This window comes from Saprospiraceae bacterium, assembly GCA_016712145.1.
In the GTDB taxonomy this organism is placed as follows: domain Bacteria; phylum Bacteroidota; class Bacteroidia; order Chitinophagales; family Saprospiraceae; genus Vicinibacter.
In genome coordinates this window covers 550,160-568,565 of sequence record JADJRO010000001.1, presented here as the reverse complement: position 1 = coordinate 568,565, position 18,406 = coordinate 550,160, and the positions used below count along the sequence as shown (strand labels likewise).

The following is an 18,406-nucleotide window of genomic DNA, read 5'->3' as shown; positions in this document are numbered from 1 at the left end:
CCAGAGGAGCTAGCACATCCCAGATATAGATTTAAACCAATTCGATTCCACCAAAATTTCCGCTACCCATAAAGACAATCACGTCAAATTTGGATTGGATAGCATGTATCGTCTGTTCCAGGCTGGAATTGGTAGTACATACCAGAATAGAATCATTACCAAAAGCCTGTTTGATAAATTCAGGATCTAAGGCTTCTTTGTTCTTAATTTCCAATGCTTTATGGTCAAAATAGATTATGGCTTGATCCATTTCATTTAATGCTTGATCATATTGAGGTAGAAAATCTTTTGATAGACTGCTATACGTATGCAATTCAACAATGGCTAGAATTTTTTGGGTATTAAAATGGCGTCTGAGTGCATTGGACGCTGCTTTAACTTTTGAAGGTGCATGTGCAAAATCGCGGTATCGGAGCTGACCATTGATGTTGCTCAGTAATTCCATGCGTTTGGAAGCTCCTTTGAAACTTTGTAACGCATGACCGACCTGATCCATATCCAATTTAAGAATTTGACAACAGGTTAAAACCGCCTGAATATTCTCCAGATTGTGATTGCCAAAAATTAATAAAGGGTACCAATTTCCAGAAATTGAAATTGACACCTGGGTTCCAATTTGTTTAAAATCACAAGCCTGATAAGGATGATTTGTGGCAATTAACGATGAATCAGTAGCTATTTGATTTAAAACAGGATCCGATTTGCAATACACTAAATGTGCATGTTCATTTAAGGTTTGAATCCGATTTGTAAAAGTATTTAAATAGGAATCTAGTGTTGGAAATACATTAAAATGATCCCATGAAATCCCTGTAATTACCTGTATATAAGGATCAAAATGATCAAATTTAGACCTTTTGTCCAAACAGGAACTTAAATATTCGTCCCCCTCTACAATTGCAAAAGGTGCATCGGAAATGGAGACCATCTTTTGAAATCCTTCCAGTTGTGCACCCACCAAATAATCAAAGGGAATGCTTAATTGTTTAAACACATGCATGAGCATCGACGTAGTAGTGGTTTTGCCATGACTTCCAGATATGATAAGTTGCTTTTTATCTTTAAACAATCCGCCGACATATTGGGGGAACGATTGGACCGGGATCCCTAATTGTAAGCTTTTGATTAATTCAGGATTTTCAGCTTTGGCATGCATTCCGAGGATTACAAGATCGATTTCAGGTGTAATTCTGGACGCGTGCCAACCCTCCTCAGCGGGTAATATTCCTGCATCGCTTAATCTTGAACGGGCAGGTTCGTAGATTTGATCATCGCTTCCAGAAACCTGATGTCCCAAATCGTGCAATGCCAATGCTAGGTTATGCATAACACTGCCTCCTATGGCAATTAAATGGATTCTTGACATTAAAGAAAATTATAATATGATGTAAACATAATTTAATTTTGTAAAATATTCTATCTTTGCTATCCGTTTTGGAAGTATTCCATCATTTCTAAACTGGTTAACATGAAAATTCAAAAAAAATCAAACATCATTCTGTGCTTAGCCGGATTAGCTATGCTCTCCCTGACTTCATGTAATAGAGGTTATGGATGCCCATATGACTTTTCCGTTTTAAAAACCGGTATCAATCTATTGGCCGGCGTAGTAGAGTTTGTTGTTGCATTTTTCTAAGTAGTAGGTAGAAAAATACAAGAACCAGTCTTAGTTTAAGGCTGGTTTTTTTATTAAAATGGGAGAACGAAGTGTAATTCAAACAAACGATGGCAGTTCATCTGTTTTAGACTCCTTCTGGAATGCCAGTTTCCATTCTGTTCATGGGGCACTTACCGAAAGCAATCACGTTTATATTAATTCAGGATTAAGCCAGTTTCAAAATTCTTTGGAACCGGTTCGAATATTTGAGTTCGGTTTTGGCACCGGATTAAATACTTTCTTAAGTTTTATTTATGGCCTCAAACATGACATTTCTATAGAGTATACTGCAATTGATTCCCACATTTTGGAAAATGACTTGGTTTCCCTATTGGATTATCCAAAACATCCATTGCTCCTTCCGTTTTCAGATTTCTTTTTTTTGATTCATCAACATGAATGGAACAAACCCATACAATTAAGTCAAGGCTTTCGTTTAAATAAAATTAAATCAGATTGGACTGCTTATGTTCCTAATGAACCTATTGAATACGATTTAGTGTTTTTCGATGCTTTTGGCCCTGAAGTACAGCCAGAATTATGGGATTTCCATTCACTGCAAAAGGTTTATAGCATGATGAAACAAGGTGGTATATTTTGTACCTACTGCGCAAAAGGCTCAGTTAAACGATTGCTAAAGCAAATTGGATTTAAGCTTGAATCACTTCCCGGGCCTCCAGGAAAGCGGGAAATAAGCCGGGCGATTAAATTGTAATAGTTCGTATTTTTTTATATTTATTTTGAACACATCGTGAGGCAAACGATTCTATCATGCGATGCAAAACGAATTTTATGAAATTCGCTTTGTTATTAATAGTTTTGTACAAAATATACCTTATGAGTTTAGATTCGATTTTAGGTGTTGGTTCTCGTGTTAAGCATCCGGCATTTGGAGATGGCGTTGTAATAACCATTGATGTTGCAGCTTACCAGGTTTGTTTTATGCAATTTGGAATTAAATTAGTTGGAAAAGATTATAATCAATGGGAAATTATTGATCGCATAGAGCCGACTGAAGCAATTACTTTTACTGAAGCAGAAAAATCATTATCCAGAATCCTTCGCGCTTGGTCAGATGTTTCTGAAATCACACCGCTTGGAGATAAATGGAAAGGGGGTTTAATGATATTAAAACCGGGAGAAGTTGGATTAAAAGAGAAAGAAATTCCTATTGATCAGTTTTTTCATAAAATCGTTATGCTCAGAGACCGCTTAAGGGTTATGGAACAACGAATTAATAGCAGTTTGCTCACCGATGAAGAAAAAGTTAATCTTCAACAATATATTACCAGAATCTACGGAAGCCTTACAACCTTTAATGTTTTATTCAGACACAAAGAACATCAGTTTGTAGGTGAAAAAGGAGACAAAGAATGAATTCTTTAAATTGCGTTTACTGCTTGGGCATATGCATTTTAATTTCTTCTTGTATTGCAATTCCAAATCAACATACAAGCTTGCCACCAGGGAATTGGAGGGGTTTAATTTATATAAATGAATACAGCAATGTAATTGTAACAGAAGGAAGGAAGGAAGTTATTTCCAGAGATGTAGCGTATGAAGAAAAGTCTTTATTTATTCCATTTAATTTTGAAATCAAGGAGGATTCATTGCATCAATTGCAAATGATTGTAATGAATGCAGATGAGAAAATAATATTTAATCAAATTGAAATTGGCAGAGATCCCAAAACTGGAGATGATACATTTCGTATCAATCTGGCTCCATATGATGCATGACTAAAAGGGGTTTTTCAAGAAGATAAATTACGTGGATATTTTGTTGTACTTGACAAGCCTAATTATTTTATGCCCTTTGAAGCACATTATGGTCAAGTGCACCGTTTTAAAAAACTTCCAAAGCCCGTTTCAATTAATCTAAGTGGAACTTACCAAGTCATGTTTACTGATACAACGGGCGATTCATTTGCAGCAATTGGAGAATTTGAGCAGCTTGGAACTAAGGTTAAGGGAACTTTTAGAACCGAAACCGGTGATTTTCGATTTTTACAAGGTGAAATGGATTCTACAAAATTGCTGTTATCTTGTTTTGATGGGTCACATGCTTTTTTATTTAATGCAACATTTGGAGGTGATAGCTTAATAGGTAAATTCTATTCAGGAAAACATTATTATGCAAATTGGGTCGCGCACAAAACGACATCACCCAGGTTACGAAGTGCCGATTCAATCAGTTTTACAAAAACACCTGAAACAGAGTTTAAATTTAAATTTATGACTCCAGATTCACAATGGGTAAATTTTGAAGATGAAGCGTTCAAAGATAAAGTAAAAGTAGTTCAGATATTAGGATCCTGGTGTCCAAATTGCAGAGACGAATCTGAATTTATAAATAAATACATAAGCGACTTTCCAAATGAAAAATTGGTAATTGTAGGATTGGCTTTTGAGAGAAAAGGAGATCCGCAGAAAGTTATGAATCGGATCGCTTCTTACAGAAAAAGTTTGAAACTAAAATATCCTATTGCCTATGGTGGAATTGCAAATAGAGATACCGCTGCCAATGTATTGGGTAATTTGAATGGGATTTTTGCGTTTCCAACAACCTTATTTATCGACAAACGGAATTTTATTTATAAGATTCATACGGGGTTTGATGGCCCAGCCACATCTCAATTTGAAAATTATAAAAAGGAATTTCATGAAACCATCGAATTTTTACTTAATCAAAAATGAAGACCGTATTAATTACAGGAGCCAGTTCTGGTATAGGTAAAGCTTGTGCGCAGGTATTTGCGAAAGCTGGCGTTCAAAATCTCATACTTTGTGGACGTAGAATTGAACGTCTCAAAGCTTTAAAGACAGCCTTATTAACTGACAATGCTTTAGAAATCCATTTACTTTCATTTGATATCAGGTCGTTTACTGAATGCGAACAAGCATTAAACTCCTTGCCTAAAGAAATGGATCCAGTAGATGTGTTGATTAATAATGCAGGGTTAGCCAAAGGTTTAGATTACATACATGAAGGAAAGCTTGAGGATTGGGAGACCATGCTGGATACAAATATTAAAGGTTTGTTGTATATTACTAAATTGGTAACCGGTGAAATGGTGAATCGCAAATCAGGACATATAATAAATATTTGCTCAACTGCTGGGAAAGAAGTCTATCCCAAAGGCAATGTTTATTGTGCAAGTAAATTTGCTGTTGATGCATTGACAAAAGCCATCAGGCAAGATTTAGTTTCTTTTGGCATTCGTGTGAGTCAAGTTGCACCTGGACATGTTGAAGATACTGAGTTTGCTTTAAACCGTTTTGATGGCGATACTGAACAATCCAAGATTTACAATGATTTCAATCCGTTAAAGGCTGTAGATGTTGCAGAAGCAATTTATTTTATAGCAAGCAGACCGGCACATGTCAATATTCAGGATGTCCTTATGATGGGAACTCAACAAGCTTCTTCTACATTAATAAATCGCAGTGGCAGAACATTTGATGTTTAGAAACTTAGATACACTATAACAAACCATCGATTTCAAATGCATATTCTAGCAATTGCCTAATCATGATTTGATCAATGTCTTCAATTTTATAAATCGTTCGAATTCCAACTTGTTTTCTGTTTGAAAGTTGGATATAATTATTTGGTGGAAATAGATAGGCTTTTGAAAATCCTAGCTCAACACCTTCCTTTTGTTTTTTACCCCATGGAATAGCTCCCGGCCAAATAAAACCAATTGATTTTCGGTGAGAATAAAATGGAACATTATACGATAGCTTTTCATTTAAGCCAAAACCTGAATCCAGAAAAATAGAACGAATTAATTGCGTTATTTCCTTTTGTTCAACGGGCAAGGTTTCAATCATTTCATCTACAGTGTGAAATTTGAAATCCTGAAACTTCATTGGGATTTAAATTTTGACAAAACTTGAACTGCCCACCTGTTTATTGCCACGGTAACTGATAAAGTAAATCCCTTTATTAAATGAAGAAATATCAATTGTCAAATCACCAAGATCAGATTTTATACCAACCCAAACGGATTGCCCCAATTGGTTGCAAATCTGAATTTGTAAAGCGGTGAGTAAGTTGGTATTTGAAATTGTTATTTTATTGCTAGCGGGATTTGGCTTTATTGAAATAGATAAAGCAGGTATATTATCCTGCGTTTTTACAAGGGTCTTTAAAATAGTTTCTAATGGAAAACTCATGATTGATTTACCAAATGTACCAGCTATTAAAGTGTTCTCCGACTCGTTAATTTCTAAATCAAAGACTTCAATATAAGGCATGTTGTCCCCTACCCGCAACCAGGAATTACCAGCATCCACACTTGCATAGACTCCAATGTGATTCCCAACAAAAAGAATTGAATCCTTTTTGCCAGGATAGACCAGAAGATCATATACAGGCAAATTTGGTAAATCACCTTGAATGCTACTCCAACTCAAACCACTGTTTGTAGATTTATAAACATATGCATTGAAATTATTACCCCGGTGTCCACTCAAACTTGTATAAAATGTATTTGTATTTAGATAGGATGATTTTACAGAAGTAATATAAGCAGCAGGTAAATTGTTTGATACATTCGTCCATCCCATGTCAAATTGTTTTGTCATCCATACGTTGCCGTTGACAGTGCCTGCAATTATTACATTGCTATCAATGGGTGATTGGTCTAAGGTGGTAATACTGGGATTGGATCTCGATGGATACCGTGCAACTGATACTAAATTTGGACTGATTGCTGTCCATGCAGCAATGGTATCTATAGGGTTTACATAAATTTGACTTGAACCGGCAATGAGTTTTTGTGAATTAAATCGACTCATCATGTATGGAAAATCCCAATTTTTATTGCCGCCTAAGCCTCTTGTAAAACCTCTCCAATTACCATGATAATATTGTTGCAACGCACCATTTTGATATTCAGCATAAAATATAGTTGGATCTTTTTGGTTAAATGCCATTTGAAATCCATCTCCCCATAAATCCTGTCCCAATTGCTTAGAATAAATTTATTTCCTGATGTGGTGCCATTGTCTTGCAATCCGCCATAATATAAGTCTTGCTCATGTAAATTATAGCCAACTCTATAGATTTGATTTGTAGGTATATCCTCTAGATCTATCCAGGTATTTGTTGATTTAATGTATTTATACAAACCACCATCCGTTCCCAATAAATAATCTCCATTTTTATAAAAAGCCATAGCATGTTTGTCAGCATGTACATCAACGGGACCATTTCTTGGTGTGGGAATAATCCAATTAATTCCACCATCGTCAGAATAAAATAATTCAATGGCCATAATATAAAGTTCATTTGGATCATCAGGTGCTATAGCAATGTTTTGAAAATACCATCCAAAACCTCCTGTGTCCCCGCACTCAAGTCCTGAAGATGGCGCTAATGATGGGAGTTCAGTCCAATTTTCACCCGTATCTGTTGATTTATATATAGCATAAAGATTATTGCTGACAGAGTTATCACATCGGTAAGTTCTAATGTAGCGAGCATATACTATGGATGGGTTGCTTTTCGAAATTGCAAGAGCGATTCGACCATTTAAACTATCGGAGGGTAAACCGGAAGTTAGTTTTTTCCATGATTGGCCACCATTAATAGATTTGAAAATTTGACCATCTGGTCCAGAAACAACGCCTCTATTATTTAAACCCAATTTATTCCAACTAACAGCAAACAAGGTTTGAGGATCTTTGGGATGCATCACCAAATCAGTGATGCCGCTAGAATCATTTGTATAAAGTACTTTATTCCAATTTTGACCACCGTCTGAAGATTTATAAATACCTCGATGTTCATTTTTTTGATAGCTGTATCCTAGTGATGCAGCAAAAATCGTTTGAGGATTTTTATAGTCAACAATAACTTTTGATATAATTCTAGTTTCGCTCAAACCAAGATGTGTCCAGGTTTTACCATTATCAATGCTTTTATAAATTCCATTTCCTTGTCCGCAATAAAATCCCCCATTCGGATCCCCTGTTCCAATATATATGTTGCTTGGATTTACAGGATCTATTTCTATACTGCCAATATATAAGTTTGTTTCTTGATCAAAAATTGGAGTCCAATTTTTTCCACCATCGATAGATCTGTAAGCACCGCCGTGAGAAAAGCCTACAAAAATAATATTTTCATTTTGTGGATTAATTGCAATCGTGTTGATTCGACCTCCTAAATTGCCAGGACCTTGCGTGGTCCAATTTCCGGGAATTAGAATTGGTGCAGACCTGTTAAGATGAATTGAATTTTTAAGAAATTCAATTTCTTGTTCCCTTGCAGCTAAAAACGCTGGAGTGGATTCACCAACTTTATCTAGAAAGTAAAGATCATCTGGTGGAATGGTTTCAACAAGTTGCGTATTAATTTCATTTGTTGTCTTTTTAATACAGGAATTAAATAAAAATACAAACCCTAAAATAATAATTATATAAAGGCGCATTTGTAGTATTTACTGATTTAAAAAATCTTTAGATTGAGTTGCTTCAGAAGGTTTAAGTCGACTACTTACGACCAATCTAAATTCCCTGCGTATGCCAGCTTCCTCATATAATTTTTTTTCGAATTCAGTTTCTGGAATAACTGTTGGAATAGATTTTGGTTTCATGGTCCGTTCATCCAATGCGACAAAGGTAAAAAAAGCCTGATTGGATTTATGGGCATGATTTTGCAAAACACCTCTTGTAAACACCTCAAGAAAAACTTCAACCGATGTATTAAATGCCCGGGTGACGCTTGCTTTTATATTCACAACATCCCCTAATTTTATAGGTTCCTGAAAGGTCAAATGATCTACTGAAACGGTAACAACATGGGCTTCACAGTGTTTTGCTGCACAAATAGCGGATGCTATATCCATCCATCTCATTAAATTTCCCCCCATCAAATTACCCAGCACATTGGTATCGTTGGGTAAAACCAATTCGTTCATTTCTGTAAGAGATTCTTTTACTGTTTTAGTTTGTTCTATCATGAAATAATATTAAGATTAAAATGCTTGACAAAGTAATGGATAAATATGACTTTTACTTCTTCAAGTGGGACAATGCGTCCTAATTCACGTGATAAAGAAGTAACTTCTTTTTGTTGTGGATCAATGCCACAAGGTATTATGTAATTAAAATAATTTAAGTCTGTATTGATATTAAAAGCAAGTCCATGCAAACTAACCCACCGGCTTAGATGAACGCCTATTGCGCAAATTTTACGGGGCTTTTTGTCAGGTTCTACTATCCAAACACCCGTTAGTCCTTCAATGCGGCAGGATTTTACACCAAATTCAGAAAGAACATCCATGACCGTTTGTTCAAGTAATCTGACAAATTTATGGACATCCGTAAATAAATAGTCTAAATCTAGGATTGGATAGGCTACTAATTGCCCTGGGCCGTGGTAGGTGATATCTCCCCCTCTGTTGATTCTATAAAATTTAGCCTGAATTGCGTCCATTTCATGTTCTGCTTGCAATAAATTGGATTCATCTCCAGATTTACCTAGAGTAAATACATGTGGATGTTCGCAAAACACTAAACTATGGCCCGGGAAGTTCTCAGGCTGATTTCGTTTAATAAATATTAGTTTTTCATGAAGTTCAGTTTGATATTTCCAGGTGTAATCATAATCAGAAAGACCTAAATCAATTACTCTTATTGAGTGGCTTAAATTTGTTAAAATATTTTGATTATCAGGCAAGTGGTAGTATTTTTGAATAAATTTATTATTATGAGAGCGAATTTACTGTTTAAAGCTATAATTCTCGTTTTAATTCCATTGTTTGCAGCTGCAAAAAAAGCACCTGATTTCGTAGTTACCGATCAAAACAATAAGGTTCATAAATTATATGAAGATTATCTTAATAAGGACAAAGTTGTTGTAATAAAGTTCTTCTTTGTAGGTTGTCCTCCTTGCTCTGCAATTGCTCCGTATGTGCAATCTGCCTATGTAAGATGGGGTGCCGGGAATGGAAGAGTTCAGTTTTTTGAAATCAGCACCATGAAAGGTGACAATAACGCCCTGATTAAAGGCTATCAAAATGGCAAAGGGCTCACATTTCCAGGAATTGGTACCGATGGAGGCTCCCAAGCTGCCAGAGAACCCTATACTTCTGGAACTTTTGGACCATTTTATGCAACACCAACATTTGTGGTGATTTCACCGGATGGTGAAGTTAATTACAATGTAAATGTTTCTATTGGGGACCAAAGTCCTTTGGATACTGCAATTGCCAGAGGGCTTCGAGTGAGCCATTCCGGAGGTGGAGGCGGGTGTTCCAAGGCTTTTTCTGTAAAAACTGTAACCACAATTCAGCCAGAGACCTATTATTTAGTGGATCTTTTAAATGGAAATCCGGCCCATGAAGTAAAAACGGGGATATACAATTGTGAATTTGCTTTACCCTCAATTACAGATGGGTTTTATGTAATTCCTCAAATGAATCAGTCGGACGATCCAATCAATGGTGTAACCACTGCGGATATCGTCCATATTCAAAGGCACATTCTCGGATTGCAACAATTAAATAATCTGCAACGTGCGGTTGCAGACGTTAATGGATCCAGTACCATTACCGCTGCAGATGTTTCAGAAATCAGAAAACTAATTCTTGGTGTTACTTCAGGGTTTTCAAAACTAAATAAGACCTTTACAATCGTTCATAATCCTAAAGCGAAATCGGGTCCGATTACGGATCGGGTTTTAATGGATGATTTAGTGAGTGGAGCAGCGATCAATGAATTTGGAATTGGTAAATATGGAGATGTTTCAGGAGCCAATTTATTTCAAAATGAAAATCTGGAAATCCGAGCAAGTCTTCAAGTGGATTTTTTAGTAGAATCTAACAGACTGGCCGATGGAACCTATGAACATCGTTTTTTTGCAGAAAAGGACTATAATCTAACCAGTTTTCAGTTTGAAGTTTCTGGTAAAGACGGCAATCTAATTAATTGTCTTCCTTCCTACTTGTTAAAACCGGAGCAATTTAAATCTAACACGAAAATTGGTCCCGGAGCCATTCGCTTTTTATGGAATTCGCAAACACGTTCTACACTCATGCCAGCATTTGAACCTTGGTTTTCAATTATAACAAAAAATGTCGATCGCTTGAAACCCAGCCATGTTGGCGGCTTTAGGTATGAATTTATTTTTAATGACTTTGGTGAATTTACGGATCTAGTAACAGTAAGCTATGTTCACACGGCTTTAACTGGTACGAATGTGGAATTATTTTACAATCAATTAAGCGAACTTACAATCAGTTCAAACGAACATATTATTGGATATACATTACTAAATTTAAATGGTAACTGTTTAAAGTCAGAATCTTTAAATGTGCCTGTAAAACAAAAAATAATTTCATTACCCTTAGCTCAGGCAGGTATTTATTTTATTTCGATACAACTACAAAATGGCACGATGGTTACAAAGCGATTTTTGAAATACTAAAAGATCGTTTTATTTCATTTTAACTAAAAGAACAAGAAGTTTATTGTTCCTCTTCTACCCCATTTAATTTTAATAGATTGATTGGGTTCGGATTTAAATTTTTAATATGATTTTGAACGAACCAAGCCGTTTGGTCATAGAATAAAAATATAACAGGCGACTCATCAATCAAGATTTTGTCCATTTCCTGATAATACATGATTCGTTTATTTTCATCAGTTTCCTGAATCGCTTTTTCATAAAGTCTGTCATAAGCAAGATTCTTAAATCTTGTGTAATTTGGCGGAGCTGGGTTTTTACTGTAGAACACAGTAAGAAATGATTCTTCATCAGGATAATCAGCTATCCAGGATGCTCTAAAAATCTGGTATTCAGAGAGTCTCATTTTTTCTCTTAAGGTGGCTGTTTCAGCAAGTTCAATTCGCACAGGGATTCCAATTTCTTCCCATTGCTTTGCGACATAGGTTATTAAATCTACATAATCTTTATTGGTATGTATAATTAATTCAGGAAAATCCTTTTTATTGGAATAACCTGCTTCATTTAATAAGTGTTTAGCTTTTTCCGGATCGTATTGAAACCCTATGACCTTAATCGGGTCATAGGAAGGCAATCCCTTTGGAATAAATCCACTAGTTGCAGGTGTGCCAATACCAAATTTTAACAATTGAATCATTGATTTGCGATCAATGGCATAATTCAAGGCTTGTCGTACACGTTTGTCGGAAAGTGCGTGATTTTTGTTAATTAGGTCAAAATTAAATCCTATGTATTCCGTATTTAAAAAATCACCTTTTAATAATTGCAATTTGCTTTTAGTATCATTACGAAGATTACCGGTCTTATCAACCAATTGAAATGCATAAGCAGATTGTAAACCTGAAAAAAAATCAATTTCGTTTTTAAGAAATTCCAGATAGGCTGTATTTCGATCTTCCATAAAACTAATCCGTATCCCATTTAATTTAAATAAATCCGGTTCAAAATAACTGTGATTAGAGGCCATGAACAAGCCTTTCCGATCCAACCATTTAATTAATCGAAATGGGCCGGTACCAACAGGATTTTTATATAAATTTTTCCCATAATACGACTGGGCTTCTGGCGGAATGACACTGCAATATTGCATCGTGAGCAGTTTAAGAAATGGTGCAAACGGTGATTTTAATCGAATCGATAGGATGCTGTCATTTAATGCTTTAATTCCTTCTATTGAATCCAGTTTATCTTTAAATATCCATGATCCTGGAGAACTTAAATTTGGATCCAATAATCTATTGAAACTAAAGGCAACATCGTATGCAGTTACTCGCCTGTTTATTCTGTTTTTAAAACAACTATCTTCTATAAAAAAAACATCTTGTCTAAGTGTAAATAAATAATGGAGGCCATCAGTAGAAATAGTCCATGATTTTGCTAATTCAGGTTTTATTCTCATGGAAGCATCCAGATCTACCAGTTGGTTAAACAAATGATCAACAGCCCAAATGTTGTTTTGCGTTTTAGCGAATGCAGGATCAAGTGAGTTGATATAATTAACTTGATTATAATGAAATACGGCCGTTGCATTTTTTTTTGATTGTTGTTCACAAGCAACGAGTGAGAGAAATACCAGAAAAATGCTTAATTTAAAATGCACTGAATTCTTCGATAAGTTTTTCAAGCCTGTTTGCATTTTTTGGATTTTCATCCCAAAGATCCAATACTTTAACTATACTTGGGAAATAAACGAATCCAGGATAAATCACCATCTTTAAATACCTGCAAACAGCCATAAAATGATCAATTCCTCGGACATTTCCATTAATTCCATCTGAGACGCCTATAAATGCTACTTTCTTAAACTTATAGGTTTCTGCTGATTTTCGAATACTAAATGTATCAATCCACCATTTCAGAAAACCAGGAAAACTGCCATTGTACTCAGGAATGACAAATATAAATTTTTCAGAAGGAATTAATATGGAATCCTGAAAATTAATCAATTCAGAGTCCTTTTCAAGAGATTTATATGGAGCTTGTTTTGATAATAATTCAGTAAAGTCTTCCAAATTTACAAAGCGGTGATCCACATTCATTTTTGTCAGAATCCCGCATAATTTTTTGCTAATCTCTAAAGTGGCACTCCCTTTTCGGTTTGTTCCGGAAATAACTAAGATGGACATAAGTAGATTAACGAGAGCGCAATACAATAGTTCATGAATTTAAAATCCCTGATAATTTGACGTAGGTTTGCGGAAACTTCCTAAAATGAAAATTCACTATTACGGCCATTCCTGTTTTTTAATTGAAGTCAAAGGGAAAAAACTCCTGTTTGATCCTTTTATCGCAGGCAATCCATTAGCTAAAGATATTGATATTCAATTGATTAGGCCTGATTATATCTTTTTGAGTCATGGACACGGAGATCATATAGGGGATGCAATTGCAATTGGTCTTTCTTCAAATGCTTCTGTAATTGGAGCTTTCGAGGTCGTTTCTTGGTTAGAAAATCAAGGTTTAAGCGGATACCACATGAATACCGGCGGGAAACGAATTTTTGATTTTGGGACTGTAAAAATGGTAAACGCCATCCATTCCAGCATGTTGCCAGATGGTACTTATGGGGCTAATCCTGCTGGATTTGTTGTTTATGATACTGGATATTGTTTTTATTTTGCAGGGGATACGGCACTTACGCTTGACATGAAACTAATTCCAATGATGTGTCCTCCTCTTGAATTTGCGATCTTGCCAATCGGAGATAATTTTACAATGGGTTATGAAGATGCTGTTTTAGCTGCAGAATTTTTACAGTGTGACAAAATTATAGGTTGCCACTTTGATTCTTTTCCGGTAATTGCCATCGATCATGAAAAAGCAATCCAAGCTTTTGCTGTTAAAAATAAAAAATTAGTATTACCCGCTATCAATCAACCGGTTCAAATTTAACATGGGAAAAGTCATAGCGATCGCAAACCAAAAAGGAGGTGTAGGAAAAACAACAACTACGATTAATCTGGCTTCTTGCATTGCCATATTAGAAAAAAGAGTTTTAATTGTTGATGCAGATCCTCAGGCAAACAGCAGTTCTGGAACTGGAGTGGATGCTGAACAATCCAATCTTAGTCTTTATGAATGCATGATCAATGATTTGGATCCGCACCTGGCCATCGTAGAAACAGATACCCCTAATTTATTTTTATTGCCAAGTAATATTGATCTAGTTGGTGCTGATATTGAATTGGTTAATATGCCAAATAGAGAACGTGTATTAAAACACGTAATTGACCAGGTAAAAGATGAATATGATTTTATATTCATTGATTGCTTGCCTTCTCTAGGTTTATTGACAATCAATGCATTGACTGCTGCAGATTCTGTAATTATCCCGGTCCAATGCGAGTTATTTGCATTAGAAGGACTTTCTAAAATAAAAAACACAATCGAATTGGTAAAAGGAGCATTGAATCCGGAATTACAAATTGAAGGTGTTTTATTAAGCATGTATGATAAGCGTTTGCGACTTTCAACCATGGTAATTCAGAATATCCGAGAAAATATACATCTACCAGTTTTTGAAACGATCATTCATAGAAATTCAAAAATCTCTGAAGCACCTTTAGTTAAAAAACCGGTTGTATTGTATGATGCCAACAGTAAAGGAAGTCACAATTTTTTAAATTTGGCAGATGAATTCATGAGAAAAAATCAGCTAAAATGAGTCAGAAAAATGAATTAGGCAAAGGCCTTCGTGCTTTGTTATCAAATATTAACTCTGATCAGAGTCAAAAATCAACAACCCCTGCTAGCACGGCTATTAATACTATTAATGTAATTCCCATAGAGCAAATTGTAGTCAATAAGCAACAGCCGCGACATGTATTTGAAGAAGATCTCATTAAAGAGCTTGCAGATTCCATAAATACATACGGTCTGATCCAACCCCTTACCGTTCGAAAAATTAATGTAAACGAATATCAAATTATTAGTGGTGAACGGAGGTTCCGGGCATCTCAACTTGCTGGATTAAAAGAACTGCCAGTTTATATTCGAACAGCCAATGATAATGAAATGTTGGAATTGGCTTTGGTTGAAAATATACAACGGGAAGATTTGAATCCAATTGAAATCGGAATTTCATACCAACGATTATCAGATGAATGTGGGTATACGCAAGAGCAATTGTCAGAGCGTATTGGTAAAAAACGAAGTACAATAAGCAATTATGTTAGGCTTTTAAAGCTTCCACTAGACATACAAGCAGCACTGAAAAACAAAACATTGTCTATGGGGCATGCACGTGTGATTGCAGGTGTAGATGATTTGATTGTTCAAATGCAATTATTTAAAGACATACAATCAAAAGATCTTTCTGTAAGAGAAACAGAACGAGCAATTCAAACGTTTACAAAAACGAATGCAAGAAGGCCGTTAAAAGCTCCTATAAAAAACAATAATACCCAAATAAAAACTTTGGAAGATCGCTTAAGTGCTAAGTTTGGCTATAAAGTTCAAATTAAACGGAATGCCACCGGAGATGGCCAAATAATAATAAAATTTAAAGACGATCGTCAATTAAATGATTTGCTGGATCGGATGGAAGAATAAGTTTTAGATGAAGTATTTAATTATTTTTTTTACAATCATTGGAAGTGTGTGCTCTGCGCAGGAACCCGTAGATAGTTTACCGAAGATTCAGGAGAAATCACCGGGTGTTTTTTCTGTATTGTTTAAAGGCAAACCAGGAAAAGCCCTGGCGTACTCACTTATGTTACCTGGCGCAGGCCAAGTGTATAATAAACGAATCTGGAAGGTACCAATAATTTATGCAGGATTTGGTGCATTAGCTTATGCCGTTTCCTTTAATACAAAACAATATCGACGTTTTAATGATGCATATATTATGCGGGTTGATTCTATGGAGGCATCTCTGGATGAATTTCAAGGCATACTCAGTTTATCCGGCATAAATAGTTACCGTCAATTTTATGATAAAAATTTACAATTAAGTTATATAGGTATCGGAATTCTGTATTTATTAACTGGGATTGAAGCTTTTGTAGACCGGCATCTGCAGGAATTTGATATCTCAAAAGATTTAAGTTTCAAATATCAATTAGATCCTATTAAAGGTCAAGGTCAGGTCAGTATTATTTGGGCACTTAGATAATTACATCCAGCCTAATAATTTGGCAAATTTCAACATTTCAGCTTGATTGCTGATTTTAAGTTTTCCTGTAAGGATCGCCATCATCGGATTTAATTCTCCTTTAAATACTTTTTTTAAATCAGCAGCCTGAGCCCTGATGATACATGAAGCAGTACCAACTAATCCCGATTGACTAATCATTTTACCATTTTCAACGATTACGGAGACCTGGCCTCCACCTTCACCTTCCAGATCAAAATGAAAACAGGTATTCATTCCTTCCAATGCAAGCGCATTTACTTTGTTAGGTAAATTCATTAAAAAATCAAAAGTTTCCATTGCTTAATTTAAATTGTTAAAAAATAGATTATTACTAGAATTTACATCGAGCATTTGATTTTCAGGATCAATTTGGATAGATTTTATAGATTCAATCGATGCGTCAATGATAAATTCATAGTACGGATTTACCCAACTCCATTCTTTTAGCTGGACAACATTCATGTTTTTTTCAAATGGCTTTGAACCCAACATTAAATTGAGTGGTATATAATACAAGGTGCTTGAAGTTGATTTTAATTCTACCCTGACTTCAATTGGCATTGGAAAAAGACCAATTCGCTTCACTCTACAAATTGTCTTAGCATCTTTTACATAAAGACTGTCTATTGAATAATCCATTGTTTTAGTTGAATAAACAAAGTATTCTTTAAACCAATCTAATTCAATTCTAGAAACTTTTTCCATTTCTCTAAAAAAATCATTTGGATTGGGGTGACGGAATCTCCACCTCCAATAATAATTAAGCATTCCTTGTCTAAATGCAGTCTCTCCAATAATGTATTTTAACTCAACAAGACACAATGCTCCTTTCCCATAGGATTCCTGCCCATACGCCGTATTCGTGCTATAATGGTCTGCATGGGTGCTTAAACTTTCTTCTCTACCAGAATTTATAAAATCTATGTAGTTGCGAATGGTTTCATTATGAGGGTCGGCTACGAATTGGCCAGGAATAAGATTTAATTTTTTTAGATGATTGATAACTTCTTCTTCAGCAAATGATGCGAATCCTTCATCCATCCAGGGATATAGACTTTCATTTGTTGCCAACATCATTTGATACCAACTGTGCATCAATTCATGAATTGATACTCCAACCAAACTTATCAACGGTCTGTTTCCTGTAATTAATGTGGCCATCGGATATTCCATTCCGCCATCTCCTCCTTGAATAAATGAATAACTGGTATACGCATAGGGACCAAAACGAGTTTCAATAAATTGCAATGCGGAATCAATAATAACTGGTAAAGCAGACCATGCATCTTTTGTTTTATCATTTTCCTGATATAAAAAATGCAGTTTGCAATTATTATTTCTCGTATAAATTTTATGTGTGTAATCTCGGTCAGCTGCCCATACAAAATCATGTACATTTTCAGCTATAAAATGCCATGTTTTTGATTTTCCTTTTGATTCATCTGAAGAATAACCGCAACCAATATTTTCCGAATTTTGTAATAAACCGGTTGCTCCGATACAATATTTAGAATCCATTTTAATGGTGACATCAAATCGACCCCAGGGGCCATAAAACTCCCGAGCCACATAAGGTGGTGTATGCCACCCTTGTTCATCATAATTGCACAATTTTGGATACCATTGTGCCATTGAATAATCAATGCCTTCCTTATTGTTTCTACCAGATCTACGAATCTGTATAGGGACTTGTGATTTAAATTCCATTTCAATTATAGCAGAATCTAAGGGAAAAATTGGTTTGTTTAGTTCGACTTGAAGGATCGTACCATGTATACTGAACTTTAATTTTTTGCTTTCTTGCTGGACGCATTTAATGTCATGATACCCTATTTCATCAGAAGTTAATGTTGCAATACGTTTTCCAATTCTTGGATCAGGATCGATTATGCTTCGGGATCTGACATCCATGTCGCTACCGGGCTGAAATGCATTAAAATATAAATGGTAGTATAGTTTAGTAAGTGTATCAGGACTGTTATTGTATAAAGTCAGATATTGATTCCCTTTTAATTGATGATTTTCGGAATCTAATTCGACAGACATCGTGTAATTTACTCGCTGTTGCCAACGATAGGATTGTCCGGTGCCCAACTCACTTATTATCAACAAAGCAATAAATAAAACAAATTTCATAA

The 18,406-nt window shown here is 35.3% G+C and carries 21 protein-coding genes; 11 read left to right on the top strand and 10 right to left on the bottom strand.

What is annotated here, in order from left to right; genetic code table 11:
- Nucleotides 1-31: 31 nt before the first annotated feature.
- The gene (locus IPK91_02355) at nucleotides 32-1,366 is read right to left on the bottom strand and encodes a peptidoglycan synthetase (GenBank protein ID MBK8296133.1); all 1,335 of its coding nucleotides are present in this window, start codon (nucleotides 1,364-1,366) and stop codon (nucleotides 32-34) included.
- 102 nt (nucleotides 1,367-1,468) lie between these two features.
- Between IPK91_02355 and IPK91_02350 the strand changes: the two genes are divergently transcribed.
- The 6 genes from IPK91_02350 (at nucleotide 1,469) to IPK91_02325 (ending at nucleotide 5,126) form a co-directional block, all read left to right on the top strand.
- Nucleotides 1,469-1,636, top strand: coding sequence for a hypothetical protein (locus IPK91_02350; GenBank protein ID MBK8296132.1), 168 nt, complete (start codon nucleotides 1,469-1,471; stop codon nucleotides 1,634-1,636).
- A gap of 58 nt (nucleotides 1,637-1,694) precedes the next feature.
- Nucleotides 1,695-2,372, top strand: coding sequence for a tRNA (5-methylaminomethyl-2-thiouridine)(34)-methyltransferase MnmD (mnmD, locus tag IPK91_02345; protein ID MBK8296131.1), 678 nt, complete (start codon nucleotides 1,695-1,697; stop codon nucleotides 2,370-2,372).
- Between the two features lie 122 nt (nucleotides 2,373-2,494).
- The gene (locus IPK91_02340) at nucleotides 2,495-3,034 is read left to right on the top strand and encodes a hypothetical protein (protein ID MBK8296130.1); all 540 of its coding nucleotides are present in this window, start codon (nucleotides 2,495-2,497) and stop codon (nucleotides 3,032-3,034) included.
- Nucleotides 3,031-3,396 (top strand): hypothetical protein, encoded by a 366-nt coding sequence (locus tag IPK91_02335; GenBank protein MBK8296129.1) that lies wholly within the window; start codon nucleotides 3,031-3,033, stop codon nucleotides 3,394-3,396. Before IPK91_02340 ends, IPK91_02335 begins: the two co-directional genes overlap by 4 nt.
- A gap of 69 nt (nucleotides 3,397-3,465) precedes the next feature.
- Nucleotides 3,466-4,353 (top strand): TlpA family protein disulfide reductase, encoded by an 888-nt coding sequence (locus IPK91_02330; protein MBK8296128.1) that lies wholly within the window; start codon nucleotides 3,466-3,468, stop codon nucleotides 4,351-4,353.
- Nucleotides 4,350-5,126 carry an SDR family NAD(P)-dependent oxidoreductase gene (locus IPK91_02325; protein ID MBK8296127.1) on the top strand — a complete coding sequence of 259 codons (777 nt, stop codon included), beginning with the start codon at nucleotides 4,350-4,352 and terminating at the stop codon, nucleotides 5,124-5,126. The genes IPK91_02330 and IPK91_02325 overlap by 4 nt, the downstream gene beginning before the upstream one ends.
- A 13-nt stretch (nucleotides 5,127-5,139) precedes the next feature.
- Here IPK91_02325 and IPK91_02320 read toward each other — a convergent pair whose 3' ends face one another.
- The 5 genes from IPK91_02320 to lipB are packed head-to-tail and all read right to left on the bottom strand — an operon-like array spanning nucleotide 5,140 to nucleotide 9,328.
- Complete coding sequence (locus IPK91_02320) at nucleotides 5,140-5,529, bottom strand: DUF1801 domain-containing protein (protein MBK8296126.1); 390 nt, start codon at nucleotides 5,527-5,529, stop codon at nucleotides 5,140-5,142.
- Nucleotides 5,530-5,535: 6 nt separating this feature from the next.
- Nucleotides 5,536-6,540 carry a T9SS type A sorting domain-containing protein gene (locus IPK91_02315; protein MBK8296125.1) on the bottom strand — a complete coding sequence of 335 codons (1,005 nt, stop codon included), beginning with the start codon at nucleotides 6,538-6,540 and terminating at the stop codon, nucleotides 5,536-5,538.
- A complete protein-coding gene (locus tag IPK91_02310; GenBank protein ID MBK8296124.1) occupies nucleotides 6,492-8,096 on the bottom strand; it encodes a hypothetical protein in 1,605 nt (534 codons plus the stop codon). Before IPK91_02310 ends, IPK91_02315 begins: the two co-directional genes overlap by 49 nt.
- 9 nt (nucleotides 8,097-8,105) lie before the next feature.
- The gene (locus IPK91_02305; GenBank protein MBK8296123.1) at nucleotides 8,106-8,627 is read right to left on the bottom strand and encodes an acyl-CoA thioesterase; all 522 of its coding nucleotides are present in this window, start codon (nucleotides 8,625-8,627) and stop codon (nucleotides 8,106-8,108) included.
- Complete coding sequence (gene lipB / locus IPK91_02300; GenBank protein MBK8296122.1) at nucleotides 8,624-9,328, bottom strand: lipoyl(octanoyl) transferase LipB; 705 nt, start codon at nucleotides 9,326-9,328, stop codon at nucleotides 8,624-8,626. Before lipB ends, IPK91_02305 begins: the two co-directional genes overlap by 4 nt.
- A gap of 48 nt (nucleotides 9,329-9,376) precedes the next feature.
- Here lipB and IPK91_02295 point away from each other — a divergent pair, with 48 nt between their 5' ends.
- On the top strand, nucleotides 9,377-11,095 hold the full coding sequence (locus IPK91_02295) for a redoxin domain-containing protein (GenBank protein MBK8296121.1): 1,719 nt from the start codon (nucleotides 9,377-9,379) through the stop codon (nucleotides 11,093-11,095).
- A 40-nt stretch (nucleotides 11,096-11,135) separates the two neighbouring features.
- On the opposite strand, the gene IPK91_02290 is transcribed toward IPK91_02295, so the two are convergent.
- A complete protein-coding gene (locus tag IPK91_02290) occupies nucleotides 11,136-12,770 on the bottom strand; it encodes an ABC transporter substrate-binding protein (GenBank protein ID MBK8296120.1) in 1,635 nt (544 codons plus the stop codon).
- Complete coding sequence (locus tag IPK91_02285; GenBank protein ID MBK8296119.1) at nucleotides 12,724-13,260, bottom strand: NAD(P)H-dependent oxidoreductase; 537 nt, start codon at nucleotides 13,258-13,260, stop codon at nucleotides 12,724-12,726. Before IPK91_02285 ends, IPK91_02290 begins: the two co-directional genes overlap by 47 nt.
- An 85-nt stretch (nucleotides 13,261-13,345) precedes the next feature.
- On the opposite strand from IPK91_02285, the gene IPK91_02280 reads away from it, so the two are divergent.
- The 4 genes from IPK91_02280 to IPK91_02265 are packed head-to-tail and all read left to right on the top strand — an operon-like array spanning nucleotide 13,346 to nucleotide 16,247.
- Nucleotides 13,346-14,026 carry a metal-dependent hydrolase gene (locus IPK91_02280; GenBank protein ID MBK8296118.1) on the top strand — a complete coding sequence of 227 codons (681 nt, stop codon included), beginning with the start codon at nucleotides 13,346-13,348 and terminating at the stop codon, nucleotides 14,024-14,026.
- 1 nt (nucleotide 14,027) lies between these two features.
- A complete protein-coding gene (locus IPK91_02275; protein ID MBK8296117.1) occupies nucleotides 14,028-14,798 on the top strand; it encodes a ParA family protein in 771 nt (256 codons plus the stop codon).
- Nucleotides 14,795-15,685 (top strand): ParB/RepB/Spo0J family partition protein, encoded by an 891-nt coding sequence (locus tag IPK91_02270; GenBank protein MBK8296116.1) that lies wholly within the window; start codon nucleotides 14,795-14,797, stop codon nucleotides 15,683-15,685. The genes IPK91_02275 and IPK91_02270 overlap by 4 nt, the downstream gene beginning before the upstream one ends.
- Before the next feature lie 7 nt (nucleotides 15,686-15,692).
- Entirely contained in the window at nucleotides 15,693-16,247 is a 555-nt protein-coding gene (locus IPK91_02265) for a hypothetical protein (protein ID MBK8296115.1), read from the top strand.
- Here IPK91_02265 and IPK91_02260 read toward each other — a convergent pair whose 3' ends face one another.
- Both IPK91_02260 and IPK91_02255 read right to left on the bottom strand, forming a co-directional pair.
- Complete coding sequence (locus tag IPK91_02260) at nucleotides 16,248-16,565, bottom strand: SCP2 sterol-binding domain-containing protein (protein ID MBK8296114.1); 318 nt, start codon at nucleotides 16,563-16,565, stop codon at nucleotides 16,248-16,250.
- A gap of 3 nt (nucleotides 16,566-16,568) precedes the next feature.
- Nucleotides 16,569-18,404, bottom strand: a complete 1,836-nt coding sequence (locus tag IPK91_02255) for a M1 family metallopeptidase (protein ID MBK8296113.1) — start codon at nucleotides 18,402-18,404, stop codon at nucleotides 16,569-16,571.
- Between the last annotated feature and the right edge of the window lie 2 nt (nucleotides 18,405-18,406).